The sequence below is a fragment of the Pseudomonas chlororaphis subsp. chlororaphis genome, assembly GCF_003945765.1.
Lineage (GTDB): Bacteria > Pseudomonadota > Gammaproteobacteria > Pseudomonadales > Pseudomonadaceae > Aquipseudomonas > Aquipseudomonas chlororaphis.
Genome location: NZ_CP027712.1, coordinates 4,498,608 through 4,522,974 on the forward strand (window position 1 = coordinate 4,498,608; position 24,367 = coordinate 4,522,974).

The 24,367-nt window shown below is 59.9% G+C and carries 25 protein-coding genes and 3 tRNA genes; 12 read left to right on the forward strand and 16 right to left on the reverse strand.

From position 1 onward, the window contains the following. Positions 1 to 139: 139 nt before the first annotated feature. The 8 genes from C4K27_RS20250 to C4K27_RS20285 all read right to left on the reverse strand — a co-directional run bounded on the left by C4K27_RS20250 (position 140) and on the right by C4K27_RS20285 (position 7,323). The gene (locus C4K27_RS20250) at positions 140 to 469 is read right to left on the reverse strand and encodes an HU family DNA-binding protein (RefSeq protein ID WP_020296819.1); all 330 of its coding nucleotides are present in this window, start codon (positions 467 to 469) and stop codon (positions 140 to 142) included. A 93-nt stretch (positions 470 to 562) separates the two neighbouring features. Then, positions 563 to 2,959: an endopeptidase La gene (lon, locus tag C4K27_RS20255; protein ID WP_009044652.1), complete on the reverse strand. Its 2,397-nt coding sequence runs from the start codon at positions 2,957 to 2,959 to the stop codon at positions 563 to 565. 163 nt (positions 2,960 to 3,122) lie between these two features. Next, entirely contained in the window at positions 3,123 to 4,406 is a 1,284-nt protein-coding gene (gene clpX / locus C4K27_RS20260; RefSeq protein ID WP_007927204.1) for an ATP-dependent Clp protease ATP-binding subunit ClpX, read from the reverse strand. Between the two features lie 106 nt (positions 4,407 to 4,512). Continuing rightward, positions 4,513 to 5,154 carry an ATP-dependent Clp endopeptidase proteolytic subunit ClpP gene (gene clpP / locus C4K27_RS20265; protein ID WP_007927205.1) on the reverse strand — a complete coding sequence of 214 codons (642 nt, stop codon included), beginning with the start codon at positions 5,152 to 5,154 and terminating at the stop codon, positions 4,513 to 4,515. Between the two features lie 93 nt (positions 5,155 to 5,247). Continuing rightward, the gene (gene tig, locus C4K27_RS20270; protein ID WP_053261892.1) at positions 5,248 to 6,558 is read right to left on the reverse strand and encodes a trigger factor; all 1,311 of its coding nucleotides are present in this window, start codon (positions 6,556 to 6,558) and stop codon (positions 5,248 to 5,250) included. 423 nt (positions 6,559 to 6,981) lie between these two features. Then, a tRNA-Leu gene (locus C4K27_RS20275) sits at positions 6,982 to 7,066 on the reverse strand. A gap of 56 nt (positions 7,067 to 7,122) precedes the next feature. Then, positions 7,123 to 7,198 (reverse strand) — tRNA-His (locus C4K27_RS20280). A 48-nt stretch (positions 7,199 to 7,246) separates the two neighbouring features. After that, positions 7,247 to 7,323, reverse strand: a tRNA-Arg gene (locus C4K27_RS20285). A gap of 280 nt (positions 7,324 to 7,603) precedes the next feature. Here C4K27_RS20285 and folD point away from each other — a divergent pair. Next, positions 7,604 to 8,458, forward strand: coding sequence for a bifunctional methylenetetrahydrofolate dehydrogenase/methenyltetrahydrofolate cyclohydrolase FolD (gene folD, locus C4K27_RS20290; RefSeq protein WP_053261893.1), 855 nt, complete (start codon positions 7,604 to 7,606; stop codon positions 8,456 to 8,458). A 283-nt stretch (positions 8,459 to 8,741) separates the two neighbouring features. Beyond that, positions 8,742 to 9,680: a D-alanyl-D-alanine endopeptidase gene (pbpG, locus tag C4K27_RS20295; RefSeq protein ID WP_053261894.1), complete on the forward strand. Its 939-nt coding sequence runs from the start codon at positions 8,742 to 8,744 to the stop codon at positions 9,678 to 9,680. Between the two features lie 91 nt (positions 9,681 to 9,771). Here the strand turns inward: pbpG and C4K27_RS20300 are convergent, their stop codons facing one another. After that, positions 9,772 to 10,446 (reverse strand): PA2778 family cysteine peptidase, encoded by a 675-nt coding sequence (locus tag C4K27_RS20300; RefSeq protein WP_053261895.1) that lies wholly within the window; start codon positions 10,444 to 10,446, stop codon positions 9,772 to 9,774. A gap of 224 nt (positions 10,447 to 10,670) precedes the next feature. Here C4K27_RS20300 and C4K27_RS31280 point away from each other — a divergent pair, with 224 nt between their 5' ends. After that, positions 10,671 to 10,838, forward strand: coding sequence for a hypothetical protein (locus tag C4K27_RS31280; RefSeq protein WP_009044656.1), 168 nt, complete (start codon positions 10,671 to 10,673; stop codon positions 10,836 to 10,838). Positions 10,839 to 10,917: 79 nt separating this feature from the next. Here the strand turns inward: C4K27_RS31280 and C4K27_RS20305 are convergent, their stop codons facing one another. After that, complete coding sequence (locus tag C4K27_RS20305; protein WP_007927218.1) at positions 10,918 to 11,679, reverse strand: TerC family protein; 762 nt, start codon at positions 11,677 to 11,679, stop codon at positions 10,918 to 10,920. Positions 11,680 to 11,709: 30 nt separating this feature from the next. Continuing rightward, on the reverse strand, positions 11,710 to 11,958 hold the full coding sequence (locus C4K27_RS20310; protein ID WP_009044657.1) for a hypothetical protein: 249 nt from the start codon (positions 11,956 to 11,958) through the stop codon (positions 11,710 to 11,712). A gap of 135 nt (positions 11,959 to 12,093) precedes the next feature. Between C4K27_RS20310 and nhaR the strand changes: the two genes are divergently transcribed. Beyond that, positions 12,094 to 12,999: a transcriptional activator NhaR gene (gene nhaR, locus C4K27_RS20315; protein ID WP_053261896.1), complete on the forward strand. Its 906-nt coding sequence runs from the start codon at positions 12,094 to 12,096 to the stop codon at positions 12,997 to 12,999. 6 nt (positions 13,000 to 13,005) lie between these two features. Here nhaR and C4K27_RS20320 read toward each other — a convergent pair whose 3' ends face one another. Continuing rightward, positions 13,006 to 14,160, reverse strand: a complete 1,155-nt coding sequence (locus C4K27_RS20320; RefSeq protein ID WP_053261897.1) for an MFS transporter — start codon at positions 14,158 to 14,160, stop codon at positions 13,006 to 13,008. 284 nt (positions 14,161 to 14,444) lie between these two features. On the opposite strand from C4K27_RS20320, the gene sstT reads away from it, so the two are divergent. Continuing rightward, the gene (gene sstT, locus C4K27_RS20325) at positions 14,445 to 15,677 is read left to right on the forward strand and encodes a serine/threonine transporter SstT (RefSeq protein ID WP_053261898.1); all 1,233 of its coding nucleotides are present in this window, start codon (positions 14,445 to 14,447) and stop codon (positions 15,675 to 15,677) included. Between the two features lie 83 nt (positions 15,678 to 15,760). On the opposite strand, the gene C4K27_RS20330 is transcribed toward sstT, so the two are convergent. Further along, positions 15,761 to 16,270: a DUF1993 domain-containing protein gene (locus tag C4K27_RS20330; protein WP_053261899.1), complete on the reverse strand. Its 510-nt coding sequence runs from the start codon at positions 16,268 to 16,270 to the stop codon at positions 15,761 to 15,763. Positions 16,271 to 16,407: 137 nt separating this feature from the next. On the opposite strand from C4K27_RS20330, the gene C4K27_RS20335 reads away from it, so the two are divergent. Further along, the gene (locus C4K27_RS20335; protein WP_053261900.1) at positions 16,408 to 17,058 is read left to right on the forward strand and encodes a YceH family protein; all 651 of its coding nucleotides are present in this window, start codon (positions 16,408 to 16,410) and stop codon (positions 17,056 to 17,058) included. A gap of 87 nt (positions 17,059 to 17,145) precedes the next feature. On the opposite strand, the gene C4K27_RS20340 is transcribed toward C4K27_RS20335, so the two are convergent. After that, positions 17,146 to 17,664, reverse strand: coding sequence for a cupin domain-containing protein (locus C4K27_RS20340; protein WP_053261901.1), 519 nt, complete (start codon positions 17,662 to 17,664; stop codon positions 17,146 to 17,148). A gap of 107 nt (positions 17,665 to 17,771) precedes the next feature. After that, positions 17,772 to 18,590, reverse strand: coding sequence for a shikimate 5-dehydrogenase (locus C4K27_RS20345; RefSeq protein WP_053261902.1), 819 nt, complete (start codon positions 18,588 to 18,590; stop codon positions 17,772 to 17,774). Positions 18,591 to 18,842: 252 nt separating this feature from the next. On the opposite strand from C4K27_RS20345, the gene C4K27_RS20350 reads away from it, so the two are divergent. From C4K27_RS20350 to C4K27_RS20360, 3 genes are all read left to right on the forward strand, one after another. Next, on the forward strand, positions 18,843 to 19,199 hold the full coding sequence (locus C4K27_RS20350) for a hypothetical protein (protein WP_007927233.1): 357 nt from the start codon (positions 18,843 to 18,845) through the stop codon (positions 19,197 to 19,199). A gap of 242 nt (positions 19,200 to 19,441) precedes the next feature. After that, a complete protein-coding gene (locus C4K27_RS20355; RefSeq protein ID WP_007927235.1) occupies positions 19,442 to 19,636 on the forward strand; it encodes a hypothetical protein in 195 nt (64 codons plus the stop codon). 108 nt (positions 19,637 to 19,744) lie between these two features. After that, a complete protein-coding gene (locus C4K27_RS20360; RefSeq protein WP_007927236.1) occupies positions 19,745 to 19,927 on the forward strand; it encodes a hypothetical protein in 183 nt (60 codons plus the stop codon). Here the strand turns inward: C4K27_RS20360 and C4K27_RS20365 are convergent. Then, a complete protein-coding gene (locus tag C4K27_RS20365; RefSeq protein WP_053261903.1) occupies positions 19,924 to 20,991 on the reverse strand; it encodes an AI-2E family transporter in 1,068 nt (355 codons plus the stop codon). The two genes, C4K27_RS20360 and C4K27_RS20365, sit on opposite strands and share 4 nt — an antisense overlap. Before the next feature lie 167 nt (positions 20,992 to 21,158). Between C4K27_RS20365 and trhP the strand changes: the two genes are divergently transcribed. The 3 genes from trhP (at position 21,159) to C4K27_RS20380 (ending at position 24,358) form a co-directional block, all read left to right on the forward strand. Next, positions 21,159 to 22,496: a prephenate-dependent tRNA uridine(34) hydroxylase TrhP gene (trhP, locus tag C4K27_RS20370; RefSeq protein ID WP_053261904.1), complete on the forward strand. Its 1,338-nt coding sequence runs from the start codon at positions 21,159 to 21,161 to the stop codon at positions 22,494 to 22,496. A 311-nt stretch (positions 22,497 to 22,807) separates the two neighbouring features. Further along, the gene (locus C4K27_RS20375; RefSeq protein ID WP_053261905.1) at positions 22,808 to 23,584 is read left to right on the forward strand and encodes an ABC transporter substrate-binding protein; all 777 of its coding nucleotides are present in this window, start codon (positions 22,808 to 22,810) and stop codon (positions 23,582 to 23,584) included. Positions 23,585 to 23,668: 84 nt separating this feature from the next. Beyond that, entirely contained in the window at positions 23,669 to 24,358 is a 690-nt protein-coding gene (locus C4K27_RS20380; RefSeq protein WP_053261906.1) for an ABC transporter permease, read from the forward strand. Positions 24,359 to 24,367 lie beyond the last annotated feature (9 nt).

The window sequence follows — 24,367 nt, forward strand, 5'->3', positions numbered from 1 at the left end:
CTCGTAACTGGCGGAGCGGACTGGGGTTCGAACCTTCGATCCCCGATGTGACAAACCGGATTTCTAACCGGCTGCCCTACCGCTCCGCTGCCAGGTCGGGAAAGACCCCGACCCGGGTAGGCAAAGGCTTGAAGGAGGCTTAGTTAACGGCTTCTTTCAGTGCTTTACCGGCTTTGAAACCTGGTTTTTTGGCTGCAGCGATTTCCAGCGTCTTACCGGTCTGTGGGTTACGACCAATGCGAGCAGGACGATCGGTAACAGAGAAAGTACCGAAACCAACCAGTACAACGGAGTCGCCAGCCTTAAGAGCGCCAGTGACGGATTCGATTACTGCATCCAGCGCACGGCCAGCAGCAGCTTTCGGGATATCAGCAGATGCAGCGATAGCATCAATCAGTTCCGACTTGTTCACTCTAAGTCCCCTTATATATCTATTTGAGTATGATTCTAAGTTTTTTGGTGAAAGCAAAAACCAGTGCTGAATGGCCTACAGACACTTAAGAGCCGCTTTATAACAAGGGCTCTAAAAAGCTGTCAAGGAAGCCCCCCAGGCTAATGCGTACTAATGCGTGCTAATTCTTTCCTTAGAGTCAGACTCGCGTTTTTCATCCTTTGCAACTATCTCTGGAGCCACATCCGGCAAGGGCTCCGGCGCGTATTGCAGCGCAATTTGGAGGACTTCGTCAATCCATTTAACTGGCTTAATTTGCAGATCCTGCTTGATATTGTCAGGAATTTCCTTCAAATCGCGCACATTCTCTTCTGGAATGATGACGGTCTTGATTCCACCACGATGTGCTGCAAGAAGTTTCTCTTTCAAACCACCGATAGCCAACACCTGACCACGCAGGGTGATTTCCCCGGTCATGGCCACATCAGCCCGCACCGGAATACCGGTCAGTGCAGAAACCAGAGCAGTGCACATGCCTACGCCAGCGCTAGGGCCGTCTTTCGGGGTCGCCCCTTCCGGCATATGGATATGGGTGTCGCGCTTCTCGTGGAAGTCCAGGGGGATTCCCAGGCTCTTCGCACGGCTACGCACTACCGTCAGTGCCGCGGTGATCGATTCGACCATCACGTCGCCCAGCGAACCGGTCTTGATCAACTGACCTTTGCCAGGTACCACGGCGGCTTCGATGGTCAGTAGCTCGCCACCGACCTGGGTCCAGGCCAGGCCCGTTACCTGACCGATCTGATCCTGTTGCTCGGCCAGGCCGTAGCGGAATTTGCGCACGCCGAGGAAGTGCTCCAGCAGGTCGGAAGTGACCTTCACCGAGAAGCGTTTTTCCAGCGCATGCTCCTTCACCGCCTTGCGGCAAACCTTGGCGATCTGGCGTTCCAGCCCACGTACACCGGCTTCGCGGGTGTAGTAGCGGATGATGTCGCGAATGGCTTCTTCGTCGAACTCCAGCTCGCCTTTCTTCAGGCCGTTGGCCTGGATCTGCTTCGGCGACAGGTATTTGACCGCGATGTTGATCTTCTCGTCCTCGGTGTAACCCGGCAGACGAATCACCTCCATCCGGTCCAGCAACGCTGGCGGAATATTCATCGAGTTGGAGGTGCAAAGGAACATCACATCGGAGAGGTCGTAATCGACTTCCAGATAGTGGTCGTTGAAGTTGTGGTTCTGCTCGGGATCGAGCACTTCGAGCAATGCCGAAGCCGGATCGCCGCGCATGTCGCTGCCCATCTTGTCGATTTCATCGAGCAGGAACAGTGGGTTGCGAACGCCCACCTTTGTCATCTTTTGAATCAATCTTCCCGGCATCGAACCAATATAGGTACGACGATGGCCGCGAATTTCCGCTTCATCGCGCACGCCGCCAAGGGCCATGCGTACGAATTTACGGTTAGTGGCGTGAGCAATCGACTCTGCCAGGGAGGTTTTACCGACCCCTGGAGGTCCGACCAGGCACAGTACCGGACCACGAATCTTCTTCACGCGCTTTTGCACGGCGAGGTATTCGAGAATCCGCTCTTTGACTTCTTCCAGGCCATAGTGGTCGGCGTCGAGGATATCTTCGGCACGCGCCAGGTCCAGACGAACCTTGCTTTGGGCCTTCCACGGCACCTGAACCAGCCAGTCGATGTACGAACGCACCACTGTGGCTTCAGCCGACATCGGCGACATCTGCTTGAGCTTGTTCAGCTCGGCCTGGGCCTTGGCCAGGGCGTCCTTTGGCAAGCCGGCGGCGTCGATGCGCTTTTTCAGCTCTTCGACTTCGTTGTGACCTTCGTCACCGTCGCCCAGCTCTTTCTGAATGGCCTTCATCTGCTCATTCAGGTAGTACTCGCGCTGGCTGCGCTCCATTTGCTTCTTCACGCGACCGCGAATGCGCTTCTCGACCTGCAACAGATCGATTTCCGCATCCAGCAACGCCAGCACGTGTTCGACACGCGCCGACAGGTCGATGATTTCGAGAATTTCCTGCTTCTGCTCGATTTTCAGCGCCATATGGGCGGCCATGGTGTCTACCAGGCGGCTCGGCTCATCGATGCTGTTGAGGGACGACAGCACTTCGGCGGGGACTTTCTTGCCCAACTGCACGTACTGCTCGAACTGGGACAGCAGACTGCGGACAAAGACTTCCGACTCGCGCTCAGGAGCATCCACCTCGTCAATCAGGGAGACTTCGGCACGGCAGTGGCCATCCACTTCGCTGAAACGCTCCACAGCGCCCCGCTGCTCGCCCTCGACCAGTACTTTGACGGTGCCATCGGGCAACTTGAGCAATTGCAGAACAGTGGCAATGGTACCTACGCGATAGAGTGCATCTTCACCGGGATCATCATCAGCAGGATTTTTCTGAGCCAACAGAAGAATCTGCTTGTCGCCCGTCATCGCGGCCTCGAGGGCTTCGATAGACTTCTCGCGCCCCACGAACAGCGGGATAACCATGTGCGGATAAACCACGACATCACGCAATGGCAGGAGAGGCAATTCGATGGTTGTCTTCATGATTTCGCCTCTACGGCGGCCATAAGGCCGTAAACAGATGGAAGTAAGCTTGAAACCAAGATGGGGGCTGCCTCGAAAAAAAACAAGCTCAAAGACAGTACTTTAAAGGCAGTAAAAGCAAAGGGGCCCGAAGGCCCCTTCTGTCAAACCAGCAGTCCGGCGCTTAAGCGTCCGGGGCTGCCTTGGCAGTCGGCTCACTGTTTTCATAGATATACAGTGGCTTGGACTTACCCTCTATAACGCTTTCATCGATCACTACTTTACTCACCTCGGACTGCGAGGGGATCTCATACATAGTGTCGAGCAACACGCCTTCGAGAATAGAACGCAATCCGCGAGCACCGGTCTTGCGCTCAAGCGCACGCTTGGCGACCGACTTGAGGGCATCGGTACGGAACTCCAGATCGACGCCTTCCATCTCGAACAGCTTGGCATACTGCTTGGTCAAGGCGTTCTTCGGCTCGGTGAGGATCTGGATCAGCGCTGCTTCATCCAACTCGTCCAGGGTTGCCAGAACCGGCAGACGCCCCACGAACTCCGGAATCAGGCCGAACTTGACCAGATCGTCCGGTTCGACTTCACGCAGGGATTCGCCGACCTTCTTGCCCTCTTCCTTGCTGCGTACTTCGGCATTGAAGCCGATGCCGCCGCGAGTCGAACGGTTCTGAATAACCTTTTCCAGACCCGAGAACGCACCACCGCAGATGAACAGGATGTTGCGCGTATCGACCTGCAGGAACTCTTGCTGCGGATGCTTGCGACCACCTTGAGGCGGAACGGAAGCCACAGTACCTTCGATCAGTTTCAACAGGGCCTGCTGAACGCCCTCACCCGAAACGTCACGGGTAATCGAAGGGTTGTCAGACTTGCGGGAAATCTTGTCGATTTCATCGATATAGACGATGCCCATTTGAGCTTTCTCTACATCGTAATCGCACTTCTGCAGCAGTTTCTGAATGATGTTCTCGACGTCCTCACCCACATAACCGGCTTCGGTCAGGGTGGTGGCGTCGGCAATGGTGAACGGTACATTCAACAGGCGCGCCAGGGTCTCTGCCAGCAGAGTCTTGCCCGAACCTGTAGGGCCAATCAGCAAGATGTTGCTCTTGCCCAGTTCGACCTCGTCATTCTTCTTGTCACGCTGGTTGAGGCGCTTGTAGTGGTTGTATACCGCTACTGCCAGAACCTTTTTCGCACGCTCCTGACCAATCACATACTGATCAAGGATGCCGCTGATTTCTTTAGGCGAAGGCAATTTATGCGCGCTGCTTTCGGCCTGTGCTTCCTGCACCTCCTCACGGATGATGTCGTTGCACAGGTCGACGCACTCGTCGCAGATAAAGACCGAGGGGCCGGCAATCAATTTGCGTACTTCATGCTGGCTTTTGCCACAGAAGGAGCAATAAAGCAGTTTGCCGTTGTCCTCGCCGTTGCGGGTGTCAGTCATTCGATCGATCCAAATCCGATAGGCTTGCAACACAAGATGAAGGCAATTGCGGGCTTTTTCAAGCCCACAGGTGGCCGGTTAAACCAACCACCTACATTTGAGTTGCTTAGGCAGGCATTTGACGCTTGGTGATCACAGAGTCAATCAGGCCGTATTCAGCCGCGCGCTCTGCGCTCATGAAGTTGTCGCGCTCGGTATCGCGCTCGATGGTCTCGAGGCTCTGACCGGTGTGATGAGCCAGCAGCGAGTTCAGACGCGAACGGATGTGCAGGATTTCCTTGGCATGGATGTCGATATCCGACGCCTGGCCCTGGAAACCGCCCAATGGCTGGTGAATCATCATCCGCGAGTTAGGCAGGCAATGACGCTTGCCCGCTGCGCCACCGGCGAGCAGGAAGGCCCCCATGCTGCAGGCCTGGCCAATGCAGATGGTGGAAACGTCCGGTTTGATGAATTGCATGGTGTCGTAGATCGACATGCCTGCTGTCACCGAACCGCCTGGCGAGTTGATGTAGAGATGGATGTCCTTGTCCGGGTTTTCCGCTTCAAGGAAGAGCAATTGTGCCGCGACCAGGTTGGCCATGTAGTCTTCTACCGGGCCAATCAGGAAGATCACCCGCTCCTTGAGGAGGCGCGAGTAGATGTCATAGGCGCGTTCGCCACGGGCGGACTGCTCGATAACCATCGGGACCAGGCCGCCTGCGGCCTGGATGTCAGAGCTCTGCTGATAATAAGAATTGCGGGACATGTCCTGCAGTCACTCCCAAATAGTCATGTCTTGAATACGCATAAGCCAGCACGAAGGCTGGCTTATGGTGTGTATTTTCGAACGAGTAAAAAATCAGTCGGCTTGTGGTGCTTCTACCGGCTTGACCGCTTCTTCGTAAGAGACCGATTTGTCGGTCACGCTAGCTTTCTGCAGAACAGTATCCACAACTTGTTCTTCCAGCACAACCGAACGGACTTCGTTCAGTTGCTGCTCGTTCTTGTAGTACCAGGACACGACCTGCTCTGGCTCTTGGTAAGCAGAAGCCATTTCCTGAATCAGCTCACGCACGCGGGTTTCGTCAGGCTTGAGGTCGAATTGCTTGACCACTTCGGCCACGATCAGACCCAGTACAACGCGACGCTTGGCTTGCTCTTCGAACAGCTCGGCCGGCAGTTGATCAGGCTTGATGTTGCCACCGAACTGCTGAACGGCTTGAACGCGCAGACGGTTCACTTCGTTGTCCAGCAGAGCCTTAGGCACTTCGATCGGGTTGGCAGCCAGCAGGCCGTCCATTACCTGGTTCTTGACCTTGGACTTGATGGCCTGACGCAGTTCGCGTTCCATGTTCTTGCGAACTTCGGCGCGGAAACCTTCCAGACCGGCTTCTTTGATACCAAATTGAGCGAAGAACTCTTCGGTCAGCTCTGGCAGCTTAGGCTCGGAAACGGTGTTGACGGTGACAGTGAACTCGGCGGCTTTGTTAGCCAGGTCCAGGTTCTGGTAGTTCTCTGGGAAAGTCAGGTTCAGAACACGCTCTTCACCCGCTTTGGCGCCAACCAGGCCTTCTTCGAAGCCTGGGATCATGCGGCCGGAACCCAGCACCAGCTGAGTACCCTTGGCGGAACCGCCAGCGAACACTTCACCGTCGACCTTGCCGACGAAATCGATGTTCAGTTGGTCTTCGTTTTGAGCGGCGCGGTCGGCCACTTCGAAGCGAATGTTCTGCTTGCGCAGGATTTCCAGCATGTTGTCCAGATCGGCATCAGCCACGTCAGCGCTCAGGCGCTCAACGGCGATGGACTCGAAACCGGCAACGGTGAACTCAGGGAACACTTCGAAGGTTGCAACGTATTCCAGATCCTTGCCCTTCTCCAGAACCTTTGGCTCAACCGAAGGAGCGCCAGCCGGGTTCAGCTTCTGCTCGACAACGGCTTCGTAGAAGGAAGCCTGGATCACGTCGCCCACAGCTTCTTGACGCGCATCAGCTTCATAACGCTGACGGATCACGCTCATTGGGACTTTGCCAGGACGGAAGCCCGGAATCTTGGCCTTTTGGGCAGTCTGCTGCAGACGCTTGTTGACCTGTGTCTCGATGCGCTCAGCCGGCACGGTGATGCTCATGCGGCGCTCAAGAGCAGAAGTATTTTCAACAGAAACTTGCATGGATATTCCTCGTTGCACAGACGTTAGCCGGCCGTTTCCGACCCCAGAATCAAGGGCATGCATTCTAGTGGGTCAAACTCAAGAAGTCACCCTACTGAAAACGGGTAAAAAAACAGCTGGCGATTTAAAGGCGGGGACCAACGGTTGAGCCGCGCCCTGAGAGCAAATACAGCGAATCAAACCAGGGCCTCTGCACCCGTGCTTCTATATATAGAAGGAACGGCGCGTCACACCCCGGATGACCGGACCAAACCACAGCCCGACCGGTAAACCTTCAGCATTCCAGCGACAAAAGGACGAGTGTTTCGTCGCCTCCCCGGCCCACCACCTGCGACCTGCTGGAAATACAGACTTCTGAAACGAAAACGGCGCAGCCCTTTTCAGGTGCTGCGCCGTTTTCTGCTATATAAATAGCTACTTAATTGGTGCGGACGAAGAGACTCGAACTCTTACACCTTGCGGCGCTGGAACCTAAATCCAGTGTGTCTACCAATTCCACCACGTCCGCGTATCAAGCTTTTAAAGCAAAGGCGCCAGACTATTAATCTGGCGCCTTTCGGAATATGGGGTGGACGATGGGGATCGAACCCACGACAACAGGAGTCACAATCCTGTGCTCTACCAACTGAGCTACGCCCACCATATTGCGTTGTTGCGTTGTTGCGTTACTTGTGCCAAAGCTGCCTAATGGCGCACCCGGCAGGACTCGAACCTGCGACCATCCGCTTAGAAGGCGGATGCTCTATCCAGCTGAGCTACGGGCGCCTTATTAATCTGTATTCTTTAATGATTACAAACTAAGTGCTTTCAGTCGTTACGAGTTAAACATCAACTCTGCCCGACCTTCTTAACCAGTGCTAGGCTGTGCCCGACAAGTGCGACGAATGTTATAGACGAGCCGTTAGGTCGTCAACTCTTTTTTGAAAAAAATTCATTTAATTAAAGGAGTTAGGGGAATTTGCAGACCAAGCGCCTTTGCCCTCACGTCCTGGCATGCGAGAATGTGTTCTCTTTTTCTCTCCCTCTCGATGGTTAATCACGCGTCATGACTGCACAACTAATCGACGGCAAAGCGATCGCCGCTAGCCTGCGCCAGCAGATCGCCAAACGTGTCGCCGAGCGTAGCCAGCAAGGCCTGCGTACTCCAGGCCTCGCGGTGATCCTGGTCGGCAGCGACCCGGCCTCTCAGGTTTATGTCTCGCACAAGCGTAAAGACTGCGAAGAGGTCGGCTTTCTTTCACAAGCCTATGACTTACCTTCTGACACCACTCAAGAAGCACTGGCCGGCCTGATCGACCGCCTCAACGATGACCCGAACATCGATGGCGTCCTGCTGCAACTGCCACTGCCCGAACACCTCGATGCCTCCAAGCTGCTGGAGCGCATCCGCCCGGATAAAGACGTGGATGGTTTCCATCCTTATAACGTCGGCCGCCTGGCCCAACGTATCCCTCTGCTACGCCCATGCACGCCGAAAGGCATCATGACCCTGCTGGAAAGCACCGGTGCCGATCTGTACGGCATGGATGCGGTAGTGGTCGGTGCGTCCAACATCGTCGGGCGCCCGATGGCGATGGAGCTGCTACTCGCTGGCTGCACCGTTACCGTTACCCACCGCTTCACCAAGGATCTGGCCGGCCATGTCGGGCGTGCCGACCTGGTGGTCGTGGCCGCCGGCAAGCCGGGTCTGGTCAAGGGTGAGTGGATCAAGGAAGGCGCCATCGTCATCGACGTCGGCATCAACCGCCAGGAAGACGGCAAGCTGGTGGGTGACGTGGTCTACGAGACCGCCCTGCCCCGCGCCGGCTGGATCACCCCCGTACCGGGCGGTGTTGGCCCGATGACTCGCGCCTGCCTGCTGGAAAATACGTTGTACGCGGCAGAAACGCTGCACGACTGACGCTGGGAAATAGCCCGGATAAAAGAACCCCGCCACTGGCGGGGTTCTTTGTTTCTGCTCGCCGAAAGCCCGAAGCGAGTAGCCCCCGCTTGCAGTGACGATCAACTCATCAGAAAGGAGGGAACCGAACTGATACAAAACTGATACAGGATGAAATTTAATTTACCTGAAGCCCTTTACCTACGGGCGTGTAGCTCTTTCCTGGCACATACTCATAAAATGTAACGTTTTTCTGAAAGCAGCCCGTTGCAGAACGGCATATCCACTTCATGAGTCCGCCCGCGTGAAAATCCGTCTTTCTATCCTGAGCCTATTTTTTGCATTTACAGGCACCTTTATCACGCAGAGCGCCGTCGCTCGCGAAACTACCGAAGCGCCACGCGACCCTTCCCAACTGCACATTGCCTCCGGCAGCGCCATGCTGCTGGATCTGCAGACCAACAAGGTCATCTATTCCAGCAACCCCGACGTGGTCGTGCCCATCGCTTCGGTGACCAAGCTGATGACCGGTCTGATCGTACTCGACGCCAAACAATCACTGGATGAGTACATTTCCGTGGACATCAGCAACACCCCGGAAATGAAAGGCGTGTTTTCCCGGGTCAAGCTCAAGAGCGAACTCCCGCGCAAAGAGATGCTGCTGATCGCCCTGATGTCGTCGGAAAACCGTGCCGCCGCCAGCCTCGCCCACCACTACCCGGGCGGGTACGCAGCCTTTATCGCCGCCATGAATGCCAAAGCCAAGGCACTGGGTATGACCAGCACGCACTATGTCGAGCCGACCGGCCTGTCGGTCCATAACGTGTCCACCGCACGGGACCTGAGCAAACTGTTGCTGGCGGCGCGCAAATACCCACTATTGAGCGAACTGAGCACCACCAAGGAAAAGACCGTGGCGTTCCGCAAACCCAACTACACCCTGGGTTTTCGTAATACCGATCACCTGGTCAACAGAGCCAACTGGGACATCAAGCTGACCAAGACCGGCTTTACCGATGAAGCAGGCCACTGCCTGGTACTGGTGACCAGCATGAGCAACCGCCCGGTCGCCCTGGTAATTCTCGACGCCTTTGGCAAATACACGCACTTCGCCGATGCCAGCCGCATCCGCCAGTGGCTGGAAACCGGTAAAAGCGGCTCGGTACCGAATGCCGCCTTGAGCTACAAGGCCGGCAAAAACCTGAAAAGCCGTCAGAGCGGCGTCGCCCAAACTGCCGAATAGAACCCGGCAGACACAAAAAAGGCTGCAGATCCGTCGATCGCAGCCAGTTCAAAGGACGGCGCCCAAGGGCGCCGTCAGCGTTTCTGCAACCTCAGTTGGCGCTCAGCGCCTTGGTCGCCCGTGCCGCCGCGTTCTCCTGCCCGGCCCGGGCCAACTCATCGGCTGCCTTCAACCAACGCTGGCGATCGACCTGGGCTGGCACCTGGGTCGGCCCCTGAATCAACACCGCCCAGTGCCCCGCACTGCTCCAGGCCGACTCGAACTCAGCAAAGTCCATCAACAGACGACGATTCATTCCCGCACGCAGCAGCACCGTCTGTTTGTGTCGGTTATAGCCCGCCAGCACGGCATAACGAGGCTCGGCCCAGAACGCCGAACCTTCGGTGTAACGCACCATCACCGGGTATCCGGCGGCAACCTGGGTCAGCAGCGCCGATAAATTGTCGTCCAGCGGATAGACCACCATCCCATACTCACGCGCCAGGGTCAGCATGTTCTGCTGCAACTTCGCCTCGGCGCCTGGCAGGTGCAGCGGCTTGTCCAGCAGACCCGGGGTGATCGCGATGCCTTGCTGGGACAGCATGCTGGCCAGGGTACCTGGGCCGCTCTGATAGGTTTCGCCGCGGAAAAACGGCACGCCGTTGAGTTCCACCCGCTCGGGCAGGCGCTGAATCTCCGGCTGCACGCTGCTGGCGCAACCGGCCAGCGTCAGGGCGCAAGCGCCCACCAACAACAGTGTTCGAAATCGCAGAAACATCCGTTCCATCATGACTCTCTTGTGCAGACGCCAAGCCAGGAGCCCCGGCCGAAACGCTGATCATAGGGCGCCGCGATGCAGGGGTATAGCGTTAAGCCGCGGTAATTTGCGCCCCCCATAGAGCAAAGTGGTCGATGACACTCGACTATTGGTCAATGGCTTGAAACACATCCGCGACTAGACTGTCCATTGCGAAGAGTGTGTGCCCTGGACAGGGCAACAAGGAGGCATGCATGAGCCTGACAACGACAATCCTGATGCTGATCGGCGGCTGGCTGGCCGTTGCCGCTGCCATGCTCTGGGGTGTCTTGCGGATCGTTCGCCGACACCATCATCCGCGTTTGCCGACTCCCGCCGCGAAAACCGCAAAACCGGCCCGGCATCACGCCACCGCGCACTGACTGGTACTTTTTCTTCTGCCCAATAAAAAACGGCGGCCTGTGTCCTTGAACACAGGCCGCCGTCGGTTGTTGCCGCAAATCAGGCTTCGACTTCCGCCTCCGCCGCCACCCGCTTCTGCCGGGCACGACGAGCCAGCATGTTCAGCCCCTCGATGGCCGCCGAGAAGGCCATGGCCGCGTACACATAACCTTTTGGCACATGGGCACCGAAACCTTCGGCGATCAGGGTCATGCCGATCATGATCAGGAAGCCCAGGGCCAGCATGACCACCGTCGGGTTGTCATTGATGAACTTGGCCAGAGGCTCGGCCGCCAGCAACATCACCAGTACCGACACCACCACCGCAATGATCATGATCGGCAAGTGCTCGGTCATGCCGACCGCAGTGATGATGCTGTCGATGGAGAACACCATGTCCAACATCAGGATCTGGCCGATCGCTGCGGCAAAACCCAAGGACACGCCCGCGGTCTCGCTTTTGCTGTCCTGCGGCTCCGGGTCCATGCTGTGATGGATCTCCGTGGTGGCCTTCCACAGCAGGAACAGGCCGCCGGCAATCAGGATCATGTCCTTCCAGGAAAAGACCTGGCCGAAGACATCGATCACTGGCTCGGTCAGTTGCACGATGAAGGCGATGGTGCTGAGCAGTGCCAGACGCAGGATCAGGGCCATGCCGATACCGATCCGCCGGGCCTTGGCCCGGTGCTGCTCGGGCAGCTTGTTGGTCAGGATCGAAATGAAGATCAGGTTATCGATGCCGAGCACGATTTCCATGACCACCAGGGTTGCCAGGGCGACCCAGGCGGTGGGGCTGGCGGCGAGTTGTAAAAGGTATTCCATGGCTCAGTCCTGAGTCGGGGTATGGGGGGATCAGATTTCCTGGGACGACGAGGTGGCTTCTTTGGCCTCATCAGCCGGCTTTTCCTGCTTGCTGATCAAGCCTTGGGTCGCGTCGCTGATCGCCTGTTCGGCGGCCTTGTGCGTGTCGTCGATCGCCTGCTTGGCGTTTTCCGCGGCCTTGCCCAACAGCTGTTGCGCGCTTTTTTCCGCCTGCTCGCAACCGGCAAGGGTGATCAACGACAACGCCAGCAACGATGCGGCGATGGATTTATAGGTCATTGCGCTTTCCTCGTTAGAACGGACCGGGCCGAGACGATGGCCCGTCAATAGCGAGGCATTCTATGGAGGCGAACACTTCAGGAAAATTCGTATTTTTAACAGCTATACTTCGATTTTTACGAATCAAAGCCAGCCATGCTCAACTATCGCCAACTGCACTACTTCTGGGTCGTCGCCAAGACCGGCAGCATCGTCCGGGCTTGCGAGCAACTGAACCTGACCCCGCAAACCATCAGCGGCCAGATCACCCTGCTCGAACAAACCTACGGCATCGAGTTGTTTCGCCGGGTCGGCCGGCAATTGGAGTTGACCGAAGCCGGGCGCCAGACCCTGCCTTACGCCGAGCAGATGTTCCAGCTCGGCGGCGAGCTGGAAGCCATGCTCCAGGCCCAGCCCAACGAACAGCAGATCCTGTTTCGGGTCGGCGTGGCCGATGTGGTGCCCAAATCGATCGTCTACCGCCTGATCGCCCCGACCATGGAGCTGAACGAACCGATCCGCATCACCTGCCGCGAGGACAAACTCGAACGCCTGCTGGCCGACCTGGCCATCCAGCGCCTGGACCTGGTGATTTCCGACAGCCCCATGCCTTCGCACCTAGACATCAAGGGCTACAGCCAGAAACTCGGCGAATGCGGTATCAGTTTTTTCGCCACCGAAGAACTGGCCGAGCGCTATGGAACGAACTTTCCCCATAGCCTGCATGGCGCTCCGCTGCTGATTCCCGGGCAGGAAACCGTGGTGCGCAGCCGGCTGCTGCGCTGGCTGGCCGAGCAGCAGATACAACCCAGGATCATCGGTGAGTTCGACGACAGTGCCTTGATGCAGGCATTCGGCCAATCAGGCAGCGGAATCTTTATCAGCCCCAGCGTGATCGCCGACGAAGTGCGGCGCCAATACGGCGTGCAACTGATCGGCCAGACCGATGCGGTCAGCGAGTCGTTCTACGCCATTTCGGTCGAACGCAAGGTCAAGCACCCCGGCATCGTGGCGATCACCGAAGGCGCCCGCCGCGAGCTGTTCACCGCACTGGGCGCTTGAGGAGAGTCAGGCGCAGCTGGCCTGTGGCTTGAAGGTCATCAACAGCAGGGCCAGCAGGATCGACACCAGGATAAAACCGGCGGCGGCGAATCCCAGGCTGCCCAGCCCCAGGGTGTCGATCACCCGGCCGCCGACCATGGCGCCCAGGCCGATGCCCAGGTTGGCTCCGGCGATGTTCAGCGAAGCGGCAAACGCCGGCGCCTGAGGCGCGGCCTTGATCAGGCGGACATGGCTGACCAGAAACAGCGCCGCCTGGGTCACGCCCCAGATGCCCATGGCCGCGGCCAGGCCCAGCGGCGAGTGAATGCTCGGCACCAGCGCCACCATGCCGCCGATCATCAAGGCGCAGAAGCCCATGGAGGCCAGCAACGGATGGCGATCCACCGCGCGGCCACCCAACGAGTTGCCGATCAGCCCCACCGCGCCGAAACCCATCAGGCACCAACCCACCAGCGTGCCGTTGAAACCCGCCAGGCGCTCGAGGATATCCGCCAGGTAGGTGTAGGCGGTGAACATGCCGCTGAACACCAGGATCGACAGCAGCACATGCCCCTGCATCAAGGGGCTGCGCAGGATGCCGAACTGCGAGCGCAGGCTGGCCTGCTCGTTGTGCACGCGGGTCTGCGGCAGGTAGACATACAGCAGCAGCGCCTTGGCAAAGGCCACCAGCGCCAGGATGCCGAACGCGGCGCGCCAGCCGAAGGCATCGGAAATCAGCGTACCCACCGGAATGCCGAACACCGTGGCACAGACGATGCCGAAGCCGATCTTGGCGATGGCCCGTCCGGCGTAGTCAGGACCGACGATGTCCACCGCGGTTTCGCTGGCCAAAGCCCAGAACACCGGCAAGCCCAGCGCCGGGATCAGCCGCGCCACCGCCATCACCCAGATATTCGGTGCCAGCGCCGCCAGGGTGTTGGCCAGGCCGAACATCACCAGCACCGAAATGAACAGGCGCTTGCGCTGGAAGCGGGCGAAATAGGCCGTGAGGAACGGCCCGAACGCCGCCACGGTGAAGGCGAACAAGGTCACCAACAGGCCGGCCTGGGGCACGCTGACCGCTAGGTCCCGGGCAATCGAAGGCAGCAGGCCGACAATGATGAACTCCGTCGTCAGCACGGTAAAACCGGCGGCTGACAACAGCAGAATGGGCAACAGCATGGAAAACTCCGGAAACGACGACATCAGCGATGGCCTGGTGGCCCGCTGACTGGAGATGAGAAGAGGATGGCGAATCCTAACAGAATGTGTCCGCCCATGTCTGGGGCAGCGGCGAAAAAACCGCAGGCTACTCTGGAAGGCTCAGGTGGCAGATCGTCACATCCGTGGGCGAACCCCGTGTGATAAAGTCCGCCCCCTGCCGCAACACCCCGTACCTTCAGCAACTCATCAGCACGGCGTCCCACGTCGACGCACGGCATATTAAAAAAATCAGAGATACCGCTATGACTGCTTCGCCCCCGTCGCTCCTGGAAAAACTCAAACGCACCAGCCTGGTCACGCAGATCGTCATTGGCCTGATCGCCGGTATCGCCCTGGCGCTGCTGGCCCCCGAACTGGCGAAATCCACCGCCTTTATCGGCAAGGTCTTTGTCTCGGCATTGAAAGCCGTGGCGCCGATCCTGGTATTCGTGCTGGTCATGGCCTCCATCGCCAACCACAAGCACGGCCAGGAAACCCATATCCGCCCGATCCTCTGGCTCTACCTGCTGGGCACTTTCGCCGCGGCGGTGGTGGCGGTGATCGCCAGCAGCCTGTTCCCCTCCTCCCTGGTGCTGAGCACCCATGATGTCGCCATCTCCGCTCCCGGCGGCATCAGCGAAGTCCTGCAAAGCCTGCTGCTGAGCGTGGTGGACAACCCGGTCAGCGCGCTGATGAACGCCAACTTCATCGGCATCCTGGCCTGGGCCATCGGCATGGGCGTGGCCATCCGCCATGCCGGCAACACCACCCGCACCGTGCTGGACGACCTGTCCAACGGCGTGACCCTGATCGTCCGAGTGGTGATCCGCTTCGCCCCGCTGGGCATCTTCGGCCTGGTGGCCTCGACCCTGGCCACCTCCGGCTTCGGCGCCCTGCTCGGTTATATGCACCTGCTGGCGGTACTGATTGGCTGCATGCTGTTCGTCGCGCTGGTGATGAACCCGCTGATCGTGTTCTGGAAGATCCGCCGCAACCCGTTCCCGCTGGTGCTCATGTGCCTGCGCGAAAGCGGCATCACCGCCTTCTTCACCCGCAGCTCGGCGGCCAACATTCCGGTCAACCTGGAGCTGAGCAAGCGCCTGGGCCTGCATGAAGACACCTATTCGGTGTCGATCCCGCTGGGCGCCACCATCAACATGGCCGGTGCCGCCATCACCATCACTGTGCTGACCCTGGCGGCCGTGCATACCCTGGGTATCGCCGTCGACCTGCCCACCGCCGTGCTGCTCAGCGTAGTCGCCGCCATCTGTGCCTGTGGCGCTTCCGGCGTGGCCGGCGGTTCGCTGCTGTTGATTCCGCTGGCCTGCAGCCTGTTCGGCATCCCCAGCGAAATCGCCATGCAGGTGGTCGCCGTCGGCTTCATCATCGGCGTGCTGCAGGACTCGGCGGAAACCGCGCTGAACTCCTCCACCGATGTGCTCTTCACCGCCGCCGCGTGCATGGCCCAGGAAGAGAAGGTCCGCCAGACCGCCTGATCCTGCACGAATAGCGCGCACTAAAAAGCCCGGCAAGGCTCGCACCTTGCCGGGCTTTTTTATGGGCCTGGCCCACAACTACATCAGAAAGCGCCCATGTAGTCGCGCTTGCCGATTTCCACGCCGTTGTGGCGCAGGATCGCGTAGGTGGTGGTGACGTGGAAGAAGAACTGCGGCAGGCCGTAGGTCAGCAGGTAGGACTGGCCACTGAAGCGCTTCTCTTTCGGGGTGCCCGGACGGGTGACGATCTCGATGCCTTCCTTGCCATCGATCTGCGCCGGCTGGATGCCGTCGATAAAGGCCAGGACCTTGGCCAGCAGCGCCTGCAGCTCGGCAAAGGTGGTTTCGCTGTCGTCGTACTTCGGCAGTTCGACTTCGGCCAGGCGAGCGGAAACGCCCTTGGCGAAATCGACGGCGATCTGCACCTGGCGGATCAGCGGGAACATGTCCGGGTACAGGCGCGCCTGGAGGAAGGCATTCGGGTCGATGTTCTTGGCGGTGGCGTGGGCTTCGGCCTTGTTCAGGACATCACTCAGGGCGTTGAGCATTTGCTTGAAGACAGGAACGGAGGCGGCGTACAGGGAAATAGTCATGGTGATCTCGACAGGCTGACGGAAAAAAGCACAAACAAAGGTGGCGCGATTATAGACCTGCTTGGGTGCCGCCGGCGGCTTGTCTTTTATCCAGCAAGGATTAGGCTAGTCGCCTTCGACAGCATAGGGAACGCGCGATGAGCATCGAGCAAGAAACCTCCAGCGAGCAATTGCAACTGAGCAGCACCGAACTGCGCATTCTCGGATCGCTGATCGAGAAGCAGGCCACCAGCCCGGAAACCTATCCGCTGACCCTCAATGCCCTGGTCATCGCCTGCAACCAGAAAACCAGCCGCGAACCGGTGATGAACCTCACCCAGGGCCAGGTCGGCCAGAGCCTGCGCGCCCTGGAAAACCGCGGCTTCGCCCGCCTGGTGATGGGCAGCCGCGCCGACCGCTGGGAGCATCGCCTGGACAAGGCGCTGGAGCTGGTACCGGCACAGGTGGCCCTGGCCGGACTGCTGTTTTTACGCGGTCCGCAGACCGTCAACGAACTGCTGACCCGCAGCGGCCGCATGCACGACTTCGAAGACAGCGAACAGGTGGTGCACCAACTGGAACGCCTGATCTCCCGTGGCCTGGCGCTACTGATTCCGCGCCAGGCCGGGCAGCGCGAAGATCGCTACATGCATGCCCTGGGCGACCCGGCGGATATCGAAGCGATCCTCGCCGCCCGGCTGAACCCGGTGGAACGCGGCTCGGCCAGCGGCGTGTCCGCCGAGCGCATCGAAGAGCTGGAAGCGCGCATCGCCGCCCTCGAAGAACGCCTGGCGAAACTCGAAGGCTGATCCCCGCTCCTGCGGCAGCGCCTTGTAGACGCTGCCGCAGGCTGCGATCGCCGACGCAGTCGGGGTAAAGCCTCAGAAGACTTACCGCTACTCCCCGTCCCAGTAATCCACCCCATCCGCATGCCGCGCCACCGCGACGAATCCCGAGGCGTTGCCCTCATCGTCGATCTTGAAGTCCTTCATCACCACATATTTGCCGGAGTCCGGGTATTCGCAGATGTCCGGCGCTTCCTGGGTACTGACCGCCAGGTAGCGCAACTCGCCCTGGCTGGTGTTGATGATCTGGTGCGCGCTGTCCATATCGCCCGGCGGGCAGGCGATCACATCGCCGGCGCGGATGGCAAAACGCTCGGCGCCGAGGCGGATCTCGCCCTCGCCGGCGACTATGTAGAACATCTCTTCGTTGACGCGATGGTTATGGAAGGGGCTGGCACGCATCCCCGGGCCCAGGGCAATCAGCCGGTAGCCGAGCTTCTGGGCGCCCAGTTGCTGGCCGATGCGGGCGATGCGCTGGACATAACGGCCGGCGGTGTCGCCGGTGGGGCTCAGGGCTTCAGGCAGCGGCTGAAGGTCCGCCTGATCCAGATTGAGAATGGCAGGTGGCATACAGACCTCGATCACGGTGGCAGGGAACAGGGGCAAGTCTGAGCTTGCTGGCGACCAGTATAGGCAGGGCTTTGCGCCCCACGGACCTGCCCCGCTCCCGCCGTCGATCAGGCCCGTGCGAAAGCCACCGCCTGCTGGAACTGCTCGGCGCTGGGGCGCACACCGGTGTACAGCACGAACTGCTCCAGGGCCTGGATGGCGATCACTTCCAGGCCGGTGATCACTTGCTTGCCCTCCATCCGGGCGCGCAGGATCAGCGGGGTTTCCGCCGGAACCGCCACCACGTCGAACACCGTGCGCGCAGCCTCGATCGCCTCGACCGGGAACGCCAGCTGGTCGGCCTCGGGACCGCCGCTCATGCCGATCGGGGTGACGTTGATCAGCATCTGCGGGCGCAGTTCGCCCAGCTCCGCCTGCCAGGCATAGCCCAGGGAGTCGGCGAGGGCCTGCCCGGCTTGGGCATTGCGGGCAACTATCACGCCATCGCGGTAGCCACCATCGCGCAAGGCACTGGCCACCGCCTTGGCCATGCCGCCGCTGCCGCGCAGGGCAAAGCGGGTGTCCTTGGGAATCCGGTGGCGCTCGAGCAACTGGGCGACGGCGATGTAGTCGGTGTTGTAGGCCTTGAGGTGGCCATTTGTGTTGACGATGGTGTTGATCGACTGGATGGCGCTGGCCGAGGCGTCCAGTTCGTCCACCAAGGCAATGCAGGCTTCCTTGAACGGCATGGACACGCCACAGCCACGAATGCCCAGGGCGCGGATCCCGCCGACGGCGCCTGGCAGGTCCTGGCTGCTGAAGGCCTTGTAGTAGAAGTTCAAGCCCAGCTGTTCATACAAGTGATTGTGAAAGCGCAAGCCGAAATTCCCCGGACGCCCTGACAGCGACATACACAATTGGGTGTCTTTGTTGGGGTTCATCTGCATGTTGATCTCCTTGGAACGCACTTTCGGATAGACGGGATTAGCCAGTCATCGGGTTCTGCCCGATCATATCGACGTGCCTGAAAGACGGGCCTGCCGCCCACGGACGAGGGTCAATAAACCGGTACAGACCTTACACAAAATTTACCCGGCGGCTGTGCAGTTTTTCAGAAAAAAGCGGTCTTAGAAGTATCCCCGCGACAGTCCTCGCGTCTATTGCAGACCGAGCGCCGGGGTCGGAACCGAGGAATAGCCATGATGCGTAAAATCCCCAAGATAGCCTTGCTCATTGGTGCACTTGCTGTCGCCGGTCAAGCGTCCGCCCACGGTGGCGGTGGTTGGGGTGGCCCGGCGGTAGTCGGTGCGGTGGTCGGCGCCGCGGTAGTGGGTTCGGTAATCGCCAGCCACAGCCGCCCGGTCTACGTGCAACAGCCAGTCTACGTCCAGCCGCAGCCGGTCTATGCCGCGCCGCCACCGGTCTATTACCAGCCACAGCCGGTGTACGTGGAAGGCCCGCCGGTCTATTACCGCCCGGCCCCGGTGTACTACGGCCCACCTCGTGGCTACTACGGCCCGCCCCGCCATTACTACTATGGCCCCGGCCGCTGGTAAGCCAGGCGACCACACACCTACAGGCCCCGCCTTCACCAGCGGGGCCTGTTGCGTTTTGCCAAACGTCTGAATAAATCTTGCAAAGGTCGTTGCTGGAACAGTTTTTGCGATTCAATCCGGCAATAGTGTTGCCCAACGGCAGCCCGTGTAGGCGAGCCCACGACTGTCATATTTATGTCATGCCAGGTCCGCAAGATCGGATCTGTCCACAAAACAGCCCCATAACAACAAGGACGACTCCCATGCCGACACAGAACCCCCATCACTCCCCCACCCTGGGTACCGCGAGCAAGGTGTACAGCGCCCTGACCGAACTCAAGCACCTGGAAGGCCACCGCAGCGCCAAGTTCCTGGCCTTGCTGGCCGAGCACCTGGTGCGCAAGGGTCTGCTGCACGACCCGGAAGTGGTCTACATGCTCGATCAGGTCGTGGACTGATCGGGCTGGCGCTTTTTTCGCCGGTATCGATGTCCACTATCGAGCGCGGTGATTTTTCGTAGTACCTGCCGGTCCGTAAGGTAACTCCACAGATTGATGGAGGTACTTATGCCCAAGGTTCAGATCATGTCCGTTATCGGTAGCGCCGTTCCCACCTCGCTCAGGGAACTGGGGTTGCTGGCGTGTTGGTACCTGGTGCGCGACGGCGAGCCGGTCAGCGGCCCGCTCACTTCGCTGACCGCCGCCCAGGCCCTGTCGCAAAAGATCGAGCAGCGCGTCCTGCATGCCTAAGGCAACGGCAGCTGTGGCCGCGGCCGGGTGTCGACGAACAGGCCCCAGCTGGAGATGAACAGCGCGGCGATCAATGGCCCGATGACAAAGCCGTTCAGGCCGAAGATCGCCAGGCCCCCCAGGGTCGAAATCAGAATCAGGTAATCCGGCATCCTGGTGTCCTTGCCCACCAGGATCGGGCGCAGCACGTTGTCCACCAGGCCGATCACGAACACCCCGTACAAGCCCAGCAGCACCCCTTGCCAGATCGCCCCGCTGAACAGGAAGTACAGGGCCACCGGGCCCCAGACGATCGCCGCGCCCACCGCCGGCAACAACGACAGCAGGGCCATCAGCACCGCCCACAGCAGCGGGCTGGGAATCTCCAGAAACCAGAAGATCAACCCGCCCAGCAACCCCTGGCTGATCGCCACCAGCACGTTACCCTTCACCGTGGCCCGCACCACCCGATTGAACTTGAGCTGCAGGCGGCGTTTCTGGTGCTCGGCCAACGGCACCGCGATGCGCACCTTGCGTACCAGTTCGGGGCCATCGCGCAAAAAGAAGAACAACAGGTACAGCATCACGAAAAAGCTCACCACGAACTTGAAGGTGCCCTGGCCGACGCTGAACGCCTGGGTGGCGAAGAACTGGCTGCCTTGCAGCGCATTCTTGACGATTTTCTCGCGCACGCTCTCCAGCTCACCCAGGCCGAAACGGTCCAGCAGTTGCTGGAAGTACGGCGGCAGGCTGTGCTTGAACTGGTCCAGGTGACCGGCGATGTCCAGCTTGCCGCTTTCGATGCTCTGGTAGAGGTTGGCGCCCTCCTGCACCAGCAAGGTGCTGATGATCGCCACCGGCAGAATGGCGATGACCAGGCAGATGCTCAGGGTGCACAAGGCGGTCAGGTTGCGTGGCCAACCGAACTTGAGTTGCAGGCGCCGTTGCAGCGGGTCGAACAGGATGCCGAGAATCACCGCCCAGAACACCGGGCCGTAAAAGGGCAGCAGAAGCCAGATAAAGGCGACGGTCACCAGGGTCAGCAGAAGCAACAGGCTTTTGTGTTGCATGAGGTGCTGGTTCATGTCCGCTCCCCGTCAATAAGGTCCAGGACGCCGCAAAGCGCTCCTACAGCGTTAGTCCGCCGGCGTTCGGCCAAGTGCCCTGTTTTATTCGTCGAGCATAGACCCAGATCAATGCCGCCAACCGGCCCTGGCCGTACCCTCGCGACCTTTTGCCATCGACAATCGCCATGACGCCCCTGACCCGTCCCGAACTGCTCGCCCCCGCCGGCACCCTGAAAAACATGCGCTACGCCTTCGCCTATGGCGCCGACGCGGTATACGCCGGCCAGCCGCGCTACAGCCTGCGGGTACGCAACAACGAATTCGACCACGCCAACCTGGCCCTCGGCATTCGCGAGGCCCAGGCCCAGGGCAAGCGCTTCTATGTGGTGGTCAACATCGCCCCGCACAACGCCAAGCTCAAGACCTTCCTCAAGGACCTGGAGCCGGTGATCGCCATGGCCCCGGACGCGCTGATCATGTCCGACCCGGGGCTGATCATGCTGGTGCGCCGGCACTTCCCGCAGATGCCGATCCACCTGTCGGTGCAGGCCAATACGGTGAACTGGGCCAGCGTCGAGTTCTGGCAGCAACAGGGCCTGAGCCGGATCATCCTGTCCCGCGAGCTGTCCCTGGAAGAGATCGAGGAAATCCGCCAGCAAGTGCCGGCCATGGAGCTCGAGGTATTCGTCCACGGCGCGCTGTGCATGGCCTATTCCGGGCGCTGCCTGCTGTCGGGGTACATGAACAAGCGCGACGCCAACCAGGGCACCTGCACCAATGCCTGCCGCTGGAAATACCAGGCCCAGGAGGCTACGCAGAATACCCTCGGCGAGATCGTCCAGCCGTTCCAGCCCGAGCCGACCCTGGGCCTGGGCGCGCCGACCGACCAGGTGTTCCTGCTGCGTGAGGCCAATCGCCCGGACGAAGCGATGCCAGCCTTCGAGGACGAGCACGGCACCTACATCATGAACGCCAAGGATCTGCGCGCGGTGCAGCACGTCGAGCGCCTGACGCGCATGGGCGTGCACTCATTGAAGATCGAGGGCCGCACCAAGTCGCACTTCTATTGCGCCCGCACCACCCAGGTCTATCGCCGGGCCATCGACGACGCGGTCGCCGGCCGCGAGTTCGACCGCAGCCTGATGAACGACCTGGAGTCCCTGGCCCAGCGTGGCTACACCGAAGGTTTCCTGCGCCGCCACGTGCACGACGAGTACCAGAACTACCAGAACGGCAGCTCGGTGTCGGAACGCCAGCAGTTCGTCGGCGAACTCACCGGCGAACGCCGCGACCGGCTGGCGGAAGTCAAGGTGAAGAACCGCTTTGCCCTGGGCGACCATATGGAACTGATGACCCCCAAGGGCAACTTCCACTTCGACCTGCACCAGTTGCACAACGTGCGCGGCGAGCCGATCGAGGTCGCACCGGGGGACGGACATACGGTGTACCTGCCGATCCCGGACGCCGTGGATCTGCGCTTTGCCTTGCTGATGCGCGACGTGACGGCGAACAACGCGGTGTAATCCTGATTGAGGTGGCGTCGCTGATGACGCCATCGCGGGCAAGCCGGATCGCCACCCGCTCGCTTCTACACCGCAATAACCCTGCACCTGCATCACGTACGCCCCCTCCCCCAAATCCATCCCAACAGGCTGCGCCGACCGGTGCGGCCAGATATCCGCACGGGCCATTCTGATATTATTATTTTCACAATATTGATTTATGAAATAATACATGTCATTTATAGCCACACCAAAATCACCAGGACCGAAGCACGCCAGAACGGACGGCTTGTACCCGTACCACCCCAACGCCCCTCCAAGGAGTCAACAATATGAACAAGACAGAACTTCTAGGTGCTCTGGCGCTGTGCGCCGCAAGCTTCCTGGCCCATGCCGACGAAGACAGCCTGCGTATCGGCATCGAAGCCGCCTACCCGCCCTTTTCCTTCAAGACGCCAGAGGGCAACGTCAGTGGTTTCGACTACGACATCGGCAACGCCTTGTGCGCAGAGATGAAGGTGAAATGCGAGTGGGTCATCCAGGAATTCGACGGCATGATCCCGTCGCTCAAGGTGCGCAAGATCGATGCCGTGCTGTCGTCGATGTCGATCACCGAGGACCGGATGAAGTCGGTCGACTTCAGCAAAAAGTACTACCACACGCCGGGCAAGTTCGCGATGAAGGCCGGCAACGTGATCAACGACCCGGTGCAGGACCTCAAGGGCAAGAAAGTCGGCGTGCAACGCTCCTCGACCTACGACCGCTTCGCCACCGAGCAACTGGCCAACGCCGGGATCGAGGTGGTGCGCTACGCCTCGCAGAACGAAGCCTTCCTCGACCTCGCCTCGGGTCGTCTGGACGCCACCCTCGCCGACATCGTCAACACCGACGAGAGCTTTATCAAGACCGCGGCAGGCAAGGGTTTCGCTCTGGTCGGGCCGGACATCAGCGACCCGAACTATTTCGGCAGGGGCGCCGGGATCGCCGTGCGCAAGGGCGATAGCGCCAATGCCGCGCGCCTCAATGCGGCCATCGACGCCATCCGCGCCAACGGCAAGTACCAGCAGGTAATGGCCCGTTACTTCGCGTTCGATATCTACGGCGAATAAGCCTGACCCAGGGCCCTGGCGCCGGCCCGTTGCCGGTGCCGCGCCCGCCTTGCGCCTCGCGGCGCTCGCTTGAGGAACTTCATCATGCTCCACGGCTACGGATCGAGCATTCTCGATGGCGCCTGGCTGACCATCAACCTGGCGCTGACCTCCATGACCCTGGCCATTGCCCTGGGCCTGGTCGGCGCGGCCTTTCGCCTGTCGCCGCTGAAATGGCTGGCGATGCTGGGCGAAGGGTATACGACCCTGATTCGCGGGATTCCCGACCTGGTGTTGATCCTGCTGATCTTCTACGGCGGCCAGGATCTGGTGAACCGCCTTGCCCTGGCGCTCGGTTACACCCGCTATTTCGACATCAACCCGTTTATCGCCGGCGTCTGCACCATGGGCTTCATTTTTGGCGCCTATCTCTCGGAGACGTTTCGCGGCGCCTTCATGGCGATCCCCAAGGGCCAGGCCGAGGCTGGCGCGGCTTATGGCATGAGTGGCGCCCAAGTGTTCTGGCGGATTCTGGTGCCGCAGATGATTCGCTTCGCCATTCCCGGCTTCACCAACAACTGGCTGGTACTGACCAAGTCCACCGCGCTGATTTCGGTGATCGGCCTGCAGGACATGATGTTCAAGGCCAAGAACGCGGCGGACGCCACCCACGAACCCTTCACCTTCTTTCTCGCCGTGGCGGCGCTTTACCTGCTGCTGACCAGCCTGTCGTTGCTGGTGCTGCGTTATCTGGAAAAACACTACTCGGTCGGCCTCAAAGCCGCCGAACTGTGATTGGGAGCC